We start from the raw sequence: 13,881 nt of genomic DNA, 5'->3' as shown, positions 1-13,881 counted from the left end.
TCCTTTCTATGATTTTCATTAAGTGTAGCGGCTGGCTTGCTGCCAGGAATCCTAATCTGGCTGCTGATTTATAACGTGTGGCGTGGTAGAAATGAAACACAGTAGTAAAAATCTGGTGGAACCCGATGCCCGAAACCGTCGCCGAACCGGCGCTCAATGGATTGCGCCTCAATCTGCGGATTGTCTCTGTCGTGATGTTTAACTTTGCCAGCTATCTGACCATTGGCCTGCCGCTGGCGGTGTTGCCCGGCTATGTGCATGATGTGATGGGGTTTAGCGCCTTCTGGGCCGGACTGGTGATTAGCCTCCAGTACTTCGCTACGCTGCTCAGCCGCCCGCACGCCGGGCGTTACGCCGACCTGCTGGGGCCAAAAAAGATCGTCGTTTTCGGCCTGTGCGGCTGCTTTCTGAGCGGACTCGGCTATCTGCTGGCGGCGCTCTTCGGCGACTTGCCCGCTGTGAGCCTGGCGCTGCTATGCCTTGGGCGCATAATTCTCGGCATTGGGCAGAGCTTCGCGGGAACCGGCTCCACGCTGTGGGGCGTCGGGGTAGTCGGTTCGCTGCATATCGGGCGGGTTATCTCCTGGAACGGCATTGTCACCTACGGAGCGATGGCGATGGGCGCACCGCTCGGCATGCTCTGTTACTCGCTGATTGGCCTGCACGGGCTGGCGTTGACCATTATGGCGGTGGCGCTGGTGGCGGTGCTGTGCGCGTTGCCGCGGGCGGCGGTGAAAGCGGGCAGGGGCAAAGCGATGTCGTTTCGCGCGGTGCTGGGGCGCGTCTGGCTCTACGGTATGGCGCTGGCCCTGGCTTCGGCGGGGTTTGGCGTTATCGCCACCTTTATCACCCTGTTTTATGATGCCAAAGGCTGGGACGGCGCGGCCTTCGCCCTGACGCTGTTTAGCTGCGCCTTTGTCGGCACTCGTCTGCTGTTCCCCAACGGAATTAACCGCCTTGGCGGGCTGAACGTGGCGATGCTCTGTTTTGTCGTCGAAATTATTGGGCTGCTGTTAGTGGGCCTGGCGGAGACGCCGCTGATGGCGAAAATAGGCACTTTCTTTGCCGGAGCCGGTTTTTCGCTGGTGTTCCCGGCGCTTGGGGTGGTGGCGGTGAAGGCCGTGCCGCAGCAAAATCAGGGGTCGGCGCTGGCGACCTATACGGTATTTATGGATCTCTCGCTGGGGATCACCGGTCCGCTTGCCGGGCTGCTGATGGCGTGGGCGGGCATTTCATCGATCTATCTCGCGACGGCGGGGCTGGTCGCGGTGGCGCTGCTGCTGGGATGGCGGTTAAAAAAACGGCCCCCGGTCGGTGAACCGGAGGCCGCGGCGTCAGGCCAGTAGTTACTGGATGACGAGGGTGTTGATAATGTTTTCCGCTTCGGTCTGCGCCTGCTGCTGATTATCCGCTGGCAGCGTGATCTGCAGCGTCAGCAGTTTGTCATCAACCTTACCGAGCAGGACGGAAGACCAGGCGGTCTGGCCCTTGGCGGAGATGATGCTGTCCAGCTGTTGCAGGGTGTGGCCTTTGATCTCAATGGATTTATTGCTCACGACCTGCAGCTGCGGGTCGCGGCTGCGCTGCTGCTCTTCCAGACGCTGGCTCATGACGGCCAGATCTTCATTGGTGCTGTCGCCAACAATCACGATCACCGCTTTCTGGCCGGTGGCGTCAGAATAGACGTGCATATTGTTGGCCTGGGTGCCCAGCTTGCCGCTCTGGTCGGTCATACCGGCAGGCAGGGAGAAGCTCAGTTTGCCATCCAGCAGACTAATAGGTTGCCCGCTGGCGTTGCTTTCCGCAGCCGCCCCGGCAGTCGGCGTTTTTGTATCGCTGTTATCACAGGCCGCAAGACCCACAACCAGCAGGCCAATACCGACATATTTAACCAAATTGCGCATTGACATCTTCCTTTCGATAAACGGCCATTAACGGCTCATTCGCTTATCTTATCACATCGTTTCGTGAGTACTCTTAACCTGGCTGCAATGCGGATAAATCAGATTTATCTGCCAGCTTTTTCAGCAGCATATTCAACAACATGCCGTACATCGGCAGGAAGAATACGATGCTAATCAGCACCTTGAAGCAGTAGTCGACGATGGCGATTTCACCCCAGTGCGCCGCCATAAACGGATCCGGGCTGCGCCAGAAGGCGATAAAGAAGAAGGCCAGCGTATCGCTGACGTTACCGAAAAGGGTGGATGCCGTGGGCGCCAGCCACCAGCGGCGGTTCTGACGCAGGCGGTTGAAGACGTGGACGTCGAGGATCTGCCCCAGCGCGTAGGCCATAAAGCTGGCGGCGGCGATACGGGCGACAAACAGATTAAAGCTGGTTAATGCGGCAAAGCCCTGCCACTCGCCCATATAAAACAGCGCGGAAACCCCGTAGGAGATGAGCAGCGCCGGGATCATCACCGCGAGGATAATGCGTCGCGCTAGCGGAGCGCCAAAAATCCGCACCGTCAGATCGGTGGCGAGGAAAATAAACGGAAAGCTGAACGCGCCCCAGGTGGTATGAAAACCAAAGATGGAGATCGGCAACTGTACCAGGTAGTTACTGGAAGTGATGACCAGCAGATGGAATAGCGATAGCCAGATCAGCGCTTTTTTACGCTGTACGGTAGTAAACGGACTCATATTGTGACCTTTTTAGTGGTTGGGGTGAGGGAACCCAATAAAAACGGCTGCATGATACTGCGTTGCGAGCGTATTGCAATGCTTGTTTTTCGCGCAAACGTTAACCTGGCTTGCGTACTGACGAACTGGGGGTAAACTAGGGCCGTTTTGTTAATGTGAGATGAAAATGAGCGAACTTTTCTCCAGCCCTGACCATACGCTTGATGCGCAGGGGCTTCGTTGCCCGGAACCGGTGATGATGGTGCGCAAGACCGTGCGTACGATGCCGGTGGGCGAGACGTTGCTAATCGTGGCCGACGATCCGGCGACGACCCGCGATATTCCCGGTTTCTGCCGCTTTATGGAGCATGAGCTGCTGGCGCAGCAAACCGAGGCGCTGCCGTACCGCTACCTGATCCGTAAAAGCCACTGAGTCTGGGTACGTCTTCCCGGAGGCGGTGCTGCGCACCTGTCCGGGCTACAAAAACCAGACCGCACGAACCTGTAGCCCGGGCAAGGCGTGTCAAGCGCCGCCCCCGGGGAAAGAATGCAGCGTTCGCAGCCAGAGATATCCCGGATTGCGGTTAATGCCATATCCGGGCGACAAAAAACCAGACGGCACTAAACCTGTAGCCCGGGCAAGGCGCGTCAAGCGCCGCCCCGGGGAAAGAATGCAGCGTTCGCCGCCAGATATATCCCGGATTGCGGCTGATGCCTTATCCGGGCGACAAAAAACCAGACCGCACGAACCTGTAGCCCGGGTAGATACTATTTCTTACGCAACAGCCGCAGCGCGTTAGCGGTGACCAGCACCGTCGCCCCGGTATCCGCCAGCACCGCCAGCCACAGGCCGGTCAGGCCAAGCAGGGTGGTGACCAGAAAAATGCCCTTCAGACCCAGCGCGATGGCGATGTTCTGCCGGATATTGGCGTGGGTGGCGCGCGCCAGCGAAATCATCTGCGCCAGCCCGGTCAGACGGTTATGGGTCAATGCCGCATCGGCGGTCTCCAGGGCGACGTCGGTGCCGCTGCCCATGGCGATGCCAATCGTCGCCGCTTTCATCGCCGGCGCATCGTTGATTCCGTCGCCGACCATCGCCAGCGGCGACTCGGCGTTGAGCGCCATCACCGCCTGCACTTTATCCGCGGGCAGCAGCCCGGCGCGGAACGCCAGCCCCAGCTCGCTGGCGATGGCCGCCGCCGCGCGCGGATTGTCGCCGGTCAGTATCACTCCCTGAACGCCTAACTGATGGAGTTCATCCACCGCCTGGCGGGCATCGTCGCGCAGCGTATCGCGCAGCGCCAGAATCCCCAGCAGCGTCTCATCGCGCATCACCAGCACCACGGTTTGCCCGGCGCTCTCCAACTGCTGAATATGTGCATCGTACTGCGGATCGTTATTTTTCCCGGCGGCGCAAATCAGCACCTGACGACCTTCGACCTGCGCCTCAATGCCGGAGCCAGCCAGCGCGCGCTGGCCGCTGGCCGGCGGAATCACCAGCTGACGCTGCTCCGCCTCACGTACGACGGCCTGGGCTAACGGGTGGCTGGAGCCTTGCTCTACGGCGGCCGCCAGCGCCAGCAGATCGTTTTCGCCGATGTCCGTGGTCGCCATCACCGCGGTGACGCGCGGCTGGCCGATGGTCAGAGTACCGGTTTTATCAAACGCCACCTGGCGCACGCGGCCCAGTTGCTCCAGCGCCGCGCCGCCTTTAATCAGCGCGCCGCGACGCGCCGCCACCGCCAGCCCGGAGGTAATCGCCGCCGGGGTGGAGATCACCAGCGCGCACGGACAGCCAATCAGCAGCAGCGTTAAACCTTTATAGATCCACGGCAGCCATGCGCTGGCAAACAGCAGCGGCGGAACAATGGCTACCAGCAGCGCGACGACCATAATCGCCGGGGTATAGATGCGGCTGAAGCGATCGATAAAGCGCTCAATCGGCGCGCGGCGCTCCTCCGCTTCTTCAATCAGCTTAAGAATGCGATCGATGGCGCTGTCGCCCGGTTCGGAGATCACCGTCAGCTGTACCAGACGATCGACGCTGGTGGCGCCGGCCGCCACGCGTTCCCCGGCGTTACGCTCCACCGGTACGGATTCACCGGTTAGCGCGCTCTCATCGAAGCTGGCGAAGGGCGAGAGCAGCTGGCCATCGGCGGGCAGACGGCCCCCGGCGGCCACTTCAATCACGTCGCCGGGGCGCAGGTCGCGCTGGGCTACGGTTTCGCGTACGCCGTCGCGCACGCGGATTGCGGTATCGGGTTTCAGCGCCATCAACGCGCTGACGCCTTGACGCGCGCGGCTGGCGGCCCAACCCTCAAGGCGTTCGCCGATTAAGAACAGCAGCAGCACCATCGCCGCTTCGGCGGTGGCGCCGATAAACAGCGCGCCGATGGCTGCGACGCTCATCAGAGTTTCGATGGCGAACCAGCTTCCGCTTTTGATCAGGCGTATTGCTTGCCGGGCGACCGGCCACAGGCCGACAAGGGTGGTTGTGATGAAGGCGATTTCGCCCAGAGGAGGGTTAAACTGCTCCAGCCCCCAGCTGAGCGCCATCATGGCGACGAGGGTGATGAGCGGCAGATTCTCGCGCAGCCACGAGGTGGCGTCCTCTGTCCGGGGCGCGTTTTCATCCCGCAGCTGGTAGCCCGCGGCGCGCACGGCGCTTTCGATCTGCGGACCAACGTCGCCCTCGGCGTTGACCAGCAGCTTTTCGGTGGCGAACAGCACCTGAACCTGGCTCACTCCCGGCACCTGGCGAACGGCGGTTTCGACCTTGCGGGCGCAGGCCGCGCAATCCATGCCTTCTACCAGCCAGCTAAAGCGTGCATGACTCAGCGCGTCGTTTTCAGCGGCGGTTTCGCTGCTGCAGGCGTGGTCCGCGCAGCAGCTTTCCGCAGGCTGCGCGGCAGGGGTAAATTTTAACGATGAGAAGTGTGGGACTTTTTTATCCTGCGATTCTGGAGCCGACATAGGACCCTCCGGGTAATGATAATTTTCTCATTACCCGCAGGATACACTCTGGAGTCGACTCCAGAGTCAAGCGCTTAATTACAAATAGAGCGCGCGGACGATCAGGAAGTGCCCGGCGAAGTAAAACGCCGAGGAGATCGCGTTGTCAGCGCGGAAGCGGCGGCGATAATGGCTGATGAGCCAGACCGCGTTGCCGAGCAGCAGGAACGCGGCGCCAACGAAGCCGGACAGCGCGGTGTCCGTCGGGCGAGCGAACCACAGCTCGCCGGCCAGCCAGACCATCACCAGCGTCATCGCGATAAAGGTAAACACCGGCATTCGCATCTCTTCCAGCCGCGTCCAGATGATGGCCAGCAGCAGCGCGCCGAGGATCAGCAGCACCAGCGGCAGCGGCCAGAAGAACGACAGCGTCAGCTGGCTGGCAAACCAGATGGTGTAGAGCAGGTGGGAGAGAAAGAACGCCCCCACGGCGTACATCACCCGCTGCCGGGGCAGTAGGGTCAAGGCGTCGCCGACCAGCGAGGCGCAAAGCCCGGCCAGCACCAGGTAGCTGATGGCGTTAAACATCGGTGCTTGCCAGGCCAGTAACAGAAGCAGGATCAGCGTGACGGGTTTAAACACCCAGCGACGCCAGGCAGGCCCACGATAGGACGCATCGACGTAAAGCCATGCGGAGAAACAGACAGCAATAAATGACCAAAGCATAGTAAGTCCCTGTATCTGTTATCATTAAGTAAGTGATTGTACTTACAGTACTGAATCTCAGTGTAGTGGTTTGCAGAGGAAGATGACAATGATAATCAAGCCACAGTATGCTTATTCCTGATAATTCCTGGGGGCAAGGTGAATGAGTAAAGTTCCGCTGTTTTTTATGGTTGCCGTTGCCATCATTGCGGTTGCCGCATCGTATCGTTATGCGCAGCAGCGCCGGGAAAAAATGGAGAACGACGCCGCGCCGCTGTTGCAAAAACGGGTGGTGGTGAGCAATAAGCGGGAGAAGGTGATTAACGATCGCCGTTCACGCCAGCAGACGGTGACGCCTACCGGCAGCGAGATGCGTTACGAAGCCAGCTTCAGGCCGGTAAGCGGCGGGATGGAAATGGTTTTTCGTCTGCAGGCGCCGCAGTATCATGCGTTAAGCGTCGGCGATAAAGGCGTCCTGAGCTATAAAGGTTCGCGGTTTATGGGCTTTGCGCCAGATCCCTGAACCTTTTCCGGGCATTACTTCTTCTTCAGGGTCGCCTTGAGCTTTTTCTGCCAGGCGACCAGTTCGAACACGCCGAAGATGAAAATACGGACCTGCTCGAAGCGCCCCAGCGGCGGCATCTCTTTCGTCTGCGTCGCCTTGAGCAGCGTCAGCTGCAGGCCGTGCATCAGAATCATAAAGATTAGCGCCACGTTAACGAAGATATTCAGCGGCTTTGGGAACGGTTGAAACAGATTCAGCAATAAAAACGCCCACACGCACAGCATCAGCAAGCGGCCAAAATTAATCAGCATAGTTTTCTCCTTGGGCCTCACGTTGATAGAGACGGTAGGCGACCTGTCCGGCCACTTTTTCACGATAGACGTGCCAGTTCATCGGCACCGGCGGTAAACCGTTTTCGACTTCACTCTCGATGTAGATGAGCGCTTCATCGCTAAGCCAGCCGTTGTTTTCCAGCAGTTTCAGCGTTTCTTCAAGCAGCCCTTTACGAAACGGGGGATCGACAAACACGATATCGTGCGGCGCGCCCGCCTGAGCGAGAAACGCTAAAGTATTGGTGTTCACGACCTTAGCGTTGCTGGCTTTGAGGGTCGCCAGGTTTTTTTGCAGCTGCTGCGCGACGCCGCGTTCCATTTCCAGCAGCGTGGCGTTGGCCGCGTAGCGGGAGAGGGCTTCTAGGCCCAGCGCGCCGCTGCCGGCGAAGCAGTCGAGGCAGCTCGCGTCAACGATCGATGGCGCCAGCCAGTTAAATAGCGTTTCGCGTACCCGGTCGGTGGTCGGGCGCAGACCCGGGCTCTCCGGCACCGGTAATTTACGGCCCCGCCATTGCCCGCCGATAATACGGATCTGGCCGCTGCCTGCGTGGTTTGGTTTCTTCATCTCTTTGCTCAAGTCTCAACTTCCGGGCTGCTATTCTAACGATCGGCAGCGGTTGACGAAACCTTAATCCGGGGGCGGTGATGCGAGTTAAGTTAAGTGGTAGACTATCCGACTAATTTCATCATTTTTCAGCTTCCGCTACCAACTGGCCGAAGCTGTGCCATGAATTAACAGCGAGGAGTGTAGTCGCAAATGGCGAAAGACAAAAAACGTGGCTTCTTTTCCTGGCTGGGCTTTGGCCAAAAAGAACAGGCGCAGGAAAGCGAAACAGAACAAAAAGTAGAAGCCCAGCAAGAGGTTGCAGAACCGTCCGCGGAAAGCGAAGCGCCTGCCGCTGCGCCGCAAACGGTCGACGCGCCTGCGACGGAGAAACCGGACGCCGAAGCCTTTGCCGCCGAGGTGGTTGAGGTGACCGAGCAGATCGTTGAGAGCGAACAACCGCAGGCGGTTGTCGAATCTCCGGTCGTTGAAGAGGTTGTGGAGCAGCCTGCGGTTGAAGAAATTGTCGCTGAGCCACTGGTTGAAGAGGTCATTGCCGAGCCGGTCGCGGCTGAAGCCGTCGCTGAGCAGACGCCGGAAGCGGTGATTGCCGAACCGGAAGCGGTGATTGAAGAAGCCGTTGTCGAAGATGCCGAAGCAGGCGAACCGTTAGCGGATGCGCAAGCCGATATCAGCGATGAAGAGCTGGAAGCGCAGGCTCTGGCGGCAGCCGATGCGGCGGAAAACGCCGTGGAGGTGGTGCCGGACGAAACCGTCGTGACGCCGTTAGAGCAGGAAAAACCGACCAAAGAAGGTTTCTTCGCCCGCCTCAAACGCAGCCTGGTGAAAACCAAACAAAACCTCGGTTCCGGATTTATCAGTCTGTTCCGCGGTAAGAAAATCGACGATGATCTGTTTGAAGAGCTGGAAGAGCAGCTGCTGATTGCCGACGTCGGCGTGGAGACCACGCGTAAGATCATCACTAATCTGACCAACGACGCCAGCCGTAAGCAGCTGCGCGACGCCGAGGCGCTGTACGGTCTGCTGAAAGAAGAGATGGGCGATATCCTGGCGAAAGTGGATGAGCCGCTGAACGTAGAAGGCAAAACGCCGTTTGTGATTCTGATGGTCGGCGTCAACGGCGTCGGTAAAACCACCACCATCGGTAAGCTGGCGCGTCAGTTCGAGCAGCAGGGCAAGTCGGTGATGCTGGCGGCGGGCGATACCTTCCGCGCGGCGGCGGTTGAGCAGCTCCAGGTTTGGGGGCAGCGTAATAATATTCCGGTGATTGCCCAGCATACCGGCGCGGACTCGGCATCGGTCATTTTCGATGCCATCCAGGCGGCGAAGGCGCGCAATATTGACGTCCTGATTGCCGATACCGCGGGCCGTCTGCAGAATAAATCGCACCTGATGGAAGAACTGAAGAAGATTGTCCGCGTCATGAAAAAACTCGATGTCGATGCGCCGCATGAAGTTATGCTGACCATTGACGCCAGCACAGGGCAGAACGCGATTAGCCAGGCCAAACTGTTCCACGAAGCGGTTGGACTGACCGGTATCACCTTGACTAAGCTGGATGGTACCGCCAAGGGCGGGGTTATCTTCTCGGTTGCCGATCAGTTCGGTATTCCGATTCGCTACATCGGTGTTGGCGAACGTATTGAAGATCTGCGTCCGTTTAATGCGGGCGACTTTATTGAGGCACTTTTTGCCCGAGAGGATTAAAAATGATTCGCTTTGAACAAGTCAGCAAAGCCTATCTCGGTGGGAGACAAGCGCTGCAGGGGGTGACTTTCCACCTGCAGGCGGGCGAGATGGCGTTTCTGACCGGCCATTCCGGCGCGGGGAAAAGTACCCTGCTGAAGCTTATCTGCGGTATCGAACGGCCCAGCGCCGGCAAAATCCTCTTCGGCGGCCATGATATCAGCCGCCTGAAGAGCCGCGAGGTGCCGTTTTTGCGCCGTCAGATTGGCATGATTTTCCAGGACCACCATCTGCTGATGGACCGTACCGTTTACGATAATGTGGCGATCCCGCTGATTATCGCCGGCGCCAGCGGCGATGATATCCGTCGTCGCGTCTCGGCGGCGCTGGATAAAGTCGGGCTGTTGGACAAAGCGAAAAACCTGCCGATTCAGCTTTCAGGCGGTGAACAACAGCGCGTGGGCATCGCCCGCGCGGTGGTGAACAAACCCGCGGTCCTACTGGCGGATGAACCGACCGGTAACCTCGACGAAGCGCTGTCGGAAGGGATCTTACGTCTGTTTGAAGAGTTTAACCGCGTTGGGGTGACGGTACTGATGGCGACGCATGACCTGGGGCTTATCTCCAGTCGTCCGTACCGCGTCCTGTCCCTCAGCGAGGGGCATATGCATGGAGGCCATATCGGTGAATAAGCGCGAGGCAATGAACCACATTCGCCGATTCGGCAATCGATTCGACCGTTTCCGCAATGCGGGCGGGGCGGGCGGTAGCGGCGGACGCAATGCGTCGAAACGGCCAAAAGCGGCGCCGAATCCGGCTTCCCGCAAGAGCAACGTATTCAATGAGCAGGTGCGCTACGCCTGGCACGGCGCGATACAGGATCTGAAAAGTACGCCGCTGGCGACGTTCCTGACGGTGATGGTGATCGCCATTTCGTTGACCCTGCCGAGCGTATGCTACATGGTTTACAAAAACGTCAGCACCGCGGCGTCGCAGTATTACCCTACGCCGCAAATCACCGTCTATCTGGAGAAAACGCTGGATGACGATGCCGCTGCGCGGGTAGTCGGCCAGCTGCAGGCGGAGCAGGGCGTCGAGAAGGTCAACTATCTGTCGCGTGATGAAGCCCTTGGCGAATTCCGCAACTGGTCTGGCTTTGGCGGCGCGCTGGATATGCTGGAAGAGAACCCGCTGCCGGCGGTAGCGATCGTGGTGCCTAAGATTGATTTCCAGAGCGTTGAGGCGCTGAACACGCTGCGCGACCGCGTGAGCCACGTTCAGGGCGTTGATGAAGTGCGTATGGATGACAGCTGGTTTGCGCGCCTCTCGTCGCTAACCGGGCTGGTCGGACGCGTGTCGGCGATGATCGGCGTACTGATGGTGGCGGCGGTCTTCCTGGTCATCGGCAACAGCGTGCGTCTGAGCATCTTCGCCCGTCGCGATACCATTAACGTGCAGAAACTGATTGGCGCGACGGATGGTTTTATTCTGCGTCCATTCCTTTACGGCGGGGCGCTGCTGGGGTTCTCCGGCGCGTTTCTGTCGCTGATCCTGTCGGAGATTATGGTCATGCGCCTGTCGTCGGCGGTCACCGAAGTGGCGAAAGTGTTCGGCACGCAGTTTGAACTCAGCGGCTTAGGCTTTGACGAGTGCCTGCTGATGCTGATTGTTTGCTCAATGATTGGCTGGGTCGCCGCCTGGCTGGCAACCGTTCAACATTTACGTCACTTTACTCCCGAGTAATAAAAATCTGGTATAATCTTTCCCTGCACTGAATATCTCTCTGCAGGGAAAGAGTCCCTGTTGACGCTTCCCTAAACTTCATAACCATGTCACATTTTGTGCGTAATCTATTCACATCATTGCATGGAACTTGTGGATAAAATCACTGTCTGATACTAATGTGAGTGATATTCTCGTTGCTCATCAATGCTGGCATGTTTGTTGCTCCGTTGTGAGGACAGAATGATGCCAGAAGATATCGATTGAGAGGATTTGAATGACCAAAGATATGCAAACTTTAGCCTTAGCCCCCGTTGGTAACCTGGAATCGTACATCCGGGCTGCTAACACTTGGCCGATGTTATCGGCTGATGAAGAGCGGGAGCTTGCTGAAAAGCTGCATTACCAGGGCGATCTGGAAGCAGCGAAAAAGCTGATCCTGTCTCACCTGCGCTTTGTTGTTCATATTGCTCGTAACTACTCGGGCTATGGCCTGCCGCAGGCGGATCTGATTCAGGAAGGCAACATTGGCCTGATGAAAGCCGTGCGCCGTTTTAACCCGGAAGTGGGCGTGCGTCTGGTTTCCTTCGCCGTGCACTGGATCAAAGCGGAAATTCATGAATACGTGCTGCGTAACTGGCGTATCGTGAAGGTCGCGACCACGAAAGCGCAGCGTAAACTGTTCTTTAACCTGCGTAAAACCAAGCAGCGTCTGGGCTGGTTCAACCAGGACGAAGTCGAAATGGTCGCCCGCGAGCTGGGCGTGTCGAGCAAAGACGTGCGTGAGATGGAGTCACGTATGGCGGCGCAGGACATGACCTTCGACATGTCTTCGGATGATGAGTCCGATAGCCAGCCGATGGCGCCGGTGCTCTATCTGCAGGATAAATCGTCTAACTTTGCCGACGGCATCGAAGACGATAACTGGGAAGAGCAGGCGGCGAACAAGCTGACCGACGCGATGCAGGGTCTTGACGAACGTAGCCAGGACATCATCCGCGCCCGCTGGCTGGACGAAGACAACAAGTCCACGCTGCAGGAGCTGGCGGACCGCTACGGCGTGTCGGCTGAACGTGTACGTCAGCTTGAAAAGAACGCCATGAAAAAACTGCGCGCCGCTATCGAAGCCTAATCTGAGCGCCAGTCCCCGATAACGCCCCACATTACGTTGGGGCGTTTTGTTTTTCTGCCTTCGCCAGCGCCTGCGGGCAGTGCATTTTCAGGCACGCAAGCAGGATGTTGAACGCCGGCCCCATCTGCGTTTCCGGCTGCGAAGCAAAACCCATCAACAGCCCTTTCTTGCGTTGCGTTGTCAGGTAATAGCGCGACAGCGGACGCACTAAAATATTGCGTGCGTTGGCATCGCGGGCAATCGCCACGTCATCCGCCTCATCCGGCAAATTCAGGATCAGATGCAGTCCGGCATTATCGCTGAAGTCCGACAGCGCGTGCGGCCCGCAGTGCCGCTCAATCAGCTCGGTCAAAAAGACGCGACGGCGGCTGTAGAGCAGGCGCATGCGGCGAATATGCGCCGAGTAATGACCGGCGTTGATAAATTCCGCCAGCGCCAGCTGGATAAGCGAATGGCCGCCGCGATAGAGCTCGGCATGGGCGTTTTTGAGTTCGGCCGCCAGCGGACGAGGCAGCACGACATAGCCCAGCCGCAGCCCCGGGTAGAGCGTCTTACTGAACGTCCCGACGTAGACCACCGGCGCTTCGGCGACTAAGCCCTGTAGCGCCGGGATCGGCTGGCCGGAAAAGCGAAACTCGCTGTCGTAATCATCCTCCACAATCCAGCTGCCGTGCTGATGGGCCAGCGTGAGCAGGCGCTGTCGGCGCTCAAGGCTCATTACCGCGCCGAGGGGATACTGATGGGACGGCGTCACGAAGATCAGCCGCGGCGCTTCGGCTATGCTTTCGGGCGGACACAGGCCGCTGGCATCAACCACCACGGGCTCGGCCCGCACTTCATTCATCGCCAGCACATGGCGAATGCCCCAGTAGGACGGCTCCTCCACCCAGGCGAGATCGCCGCGGTCGCACAGCATGCGGGTGATCAGGTCGATAGCCTGGTGGATCCCTTCGGTGATAAGAATTTGATCTGCCTGACACTGAACGCCGCGCGCTACTCTCAGATAGTCCACCAACGCGTGCTGTAGCTCGGCCGTTCCGCCGTTACAGCTGTAGCTGAGCTGTTCCGGTTTTGGACGGCGGCTGATACGCGCCTGGATTTTACTGAACAGCGGATGGGGAAACGCGTTGACGTCCGGTACACCGGGGATAAACGCCCCCCACTGACGCGGGCTGGCGCTGACCTGTCCCAGCAGATGCTGGCCGCGCCGGGAGATAGGCGCGCTGGTTGCCGGCGCCGGGCTGCTTTCACTGGCGCTGCTGGCGGGAAGGAACATATCGGGCAGCGTTTTCGCGACGAATGTTCCGCTGCCGCGACGGGACACGACGTACCCCTCGGCCAGTAGTTGTTCATAAACTGTTAAAATTGTGTTGCGGGACATTCTCAGCTCCCCCGCCAGATCCCGCGACGGCGGCAGGCGGCTATGGGGCGGCAGAGAACCATCCAGAATGGCGTGGCGAATCGCCTTGTAAAGGCGCTTGTGCAGGAGCGGATCGGTTTCTTTCTGCAATCTGACCAGCACCAGGTCTGCGATGAGCGAACGCAATTGGATCCCTCAGATAATCTGAATTGGTACTCGATTATAGGGCCAAATCCTGTGTAAATAAACGACATAGTTTCGGATTTGTTGCGATAACGTGACACACATGACAGGAGATTC

At 58.6% G+C, this 13,881-nt stretch carries 14 protein-coding genes; 7 read left to right on the top strand and 7 right to left on the bottom strand.

Annotation, left to right across the window (positions count from 1 at the left end):
- Positions 1-125 precede the first annotated feature (125 nt).
- A complete protein-coding gene (locus KOSB73_RS29015) occupies positions 126-1,346 on the top strand; it encodes an MFS transporter (protein WP_024359809.1) in 1,221 nt (406 codons plus the stop codon).
- Here the strand turns inward: KOSB73_RS29015 and KOSB73_RS29010 are convergent, their stop codons facing one another.
- Together KOSB73_RS29010 and KOSB73_RS29005 are read right to left on the bottom strand one after the other, a co-directional pair.
- Complete coding sequence (locus tag KOSB73_RS29010) at positions 1,347-1,904, bottom strand: DcrB family lipoprotein (RefSeq protein ID WP_004126200.1); 558 nt, start codon at positions 1,902-1,904, stop codon at positions 1,347-1,349.
- Between the two features lie 73 nt (positions 1,905-1,977).
- The gene (locus KOSB73_RS29005) at positions 1,978-2,643 is read right to left on the bottom strand and encodes a 7-cyano-7-deazaguanine/7-aminomethyl-7-deazaguanine transporter (RefSeq protein WP_004126198.1); all 666 of its coding nucleotides are present in this window, start codon (positions 2,641-2,643) and stop codon (positions 1,978-1,980) included.
- Positions 2,644-2,809: 166 nt separating this feature from the next.
- Here KOSB73_RS29005 and tusA point away from each other — a divergent pair, with 166 nt between their 5' ends.
- Positions 2,810-3,055 (top strand): sulfurtransferase TusA, encoded by a 246-nt coding sequence (gene tusA, locus KOSB73_RS29000; protein ID WP_064410702.1) that lies wholly within the window; start codon positions 2,810-2,812, stop codon positions 3,053-3,055.
- Positions 3,056-3,390: 335 nt separating this feature from the next.
- On the opposite strand, the gene zntA is transcribed toward tusA, so the two are convergent.
- Complete coding sequence (gene zntA, locus KOSB73_RS28995) at positions 3,391-5,595, bottom strand: Zn(II)/Cd(II)/Pb(II) translocating P-type ATPase ZntA (RefSeq protein ID WP_082237865.1); 2,205 nt, start codon at positions 5,593-5,595, stop codon at positions 3,391-3,393.
- Positions 5,596-5,673: 78 nt separating this feature from the next.
- Entirely contained in the window at positions 5,674-6,300 is a 627-nt protein-coding gene (locus KOSB73_RS28990) for a lysoplasmalogenase (RefSeq protein ID WP_004126194.1), read from the bottom strand.
- 142 nt (positions 6,301-6,442) lie between these two features.
- On the opposite strand from KOSB73_RS28990, the gene KOSB73_RS28985 reads away from it, so the two are divergent.
- Positions 6,443-6,802 (top strand): DUF2500 domain-containing protein, encoded by a 360-nt coding sequence (locus tag KOSB73_RS28985; RefSeq protein WP_098141376.1) that lies wholly within the window; start codon positions 6,443-6,445, stop codon positions 6,800-6,802.
- A 14-nt stretch (positions 6,803-6,816) separates the two neighbouring features.
- Here the strand turns inward: KOSB73_RS28985 and KOSB73_RS28980 are convergent, their stop codons facing one another.
- Positions 6,817-7,095: a DUF1145 family protein gene (locus KOSB73_RS28980; protein ID WP_004126191.1), complete on the bottom strand. Its 279-nt coding sequence runs from the start codon at positions 7,093-7,095 to the stop codon at positions 6,817-6,819.
- On the bottom strand, positions 7,085-7,681 hold the full coding sequence (gene rsmD, locus KOSB73_RS28975; protein WP_004133018.1) for a 16S rRNA (guanine(966)-N(2))-methyltransferase: 597 nt from the start codon (positions 7,679-7,681) through the stop codon (positions 7,085-7,087). Before rsmD ends, KOSB73_RS28980 begins: the two co-directional genes overlap by 11 nt.
- Positions 7,682-7,873: 192 nt before the next feature.
- Between rsmD and ftsY the strand changes: the two genes are divergently transcribed.
- From ftsY to rpoH, 4 genes are all read left to right on the top strand, one after another.
- A complete protein-coding gene (ftsY, locus tag KOSB73_RS28970; RefSeq protein WP_098141374.1) occupies positions 7,874-9,388 on the top strand; it encodes a signal recognition particle-docking protein FtsY in 1,515 nt (504 codons plus the stop codon).
- 2 nt (positions 9,389-9,390) lie between these two features.
- A complete protein-coding gene (ftsE, locus tag KOSB73_RS28965; RefSeq protein ID WP_004106557.1) occupies positions 9,391-10,059 on the top strand; it encodes a cell division ATP-binding protein FtsE in 669 nt (222 codons plus the stop codon).
- Positions 10,052-11,110 (top strand): permease-like cell division protein FtsX, encoded by a 1,059-nt coding sequence (ftsX, locus tag KOSB73_RS28960; protein WP_024359812.1) that lies wholly within the window; start codon positions 10,052-10,054, stop codon positions 11,108-11,110. The genes ftsE and ftsX overlap by 8 nt, the downstream gene beginning before the upstream one ends.
- Positions 11,111-11,366: 256 nt before the next feature.
- Positions 11,367-12,221 carry an RNA polymerase sigma factor RpoH gene (rpoH, locus tag KOSB73_RS28955; RefSeq protein WP_004133023.1) on the top strand — a complete coding sequence of 285 codons (855 nt, stop codon included), beginning with the start codon at positions 11,367-11,369 and terminating at the stop codon, positions 12,219-12,221.
- Between the two features lie 31 nt (positions 12,222-12,252).
- Here the strand turns inward: rpoH and pdxR are convergent, their stop codons facing one another.
- Positions 12,253-13,767, bottom strand: a complete 1,515-nt coding sequence (gene pdxR / locus KOSB73_RS28950) for a MocR-like pyridoxine biosynthesis transcription factor PdxR (RefSeq protein ID WP_098141372.1) — start codon at positions 13,765-13,767, stop codon at positions 12,253-12,255.
- Between the last annotated feature and the right edge of the window lie 114 nt (positions 13,768-13,881).

It is taken from the genome of Klebsiella grimontii (genome assembly GCF_900200035.1).
GTDB lineage: Bacteria > Pseudomonadota > Gammaproteobacteria > Enterobacterales > Enterobacteriaceae > Klebsiella > Klebsiella grimontii.
This window is presented reverse-complemented; position numbering and strand designations above follow the sequence as displayed.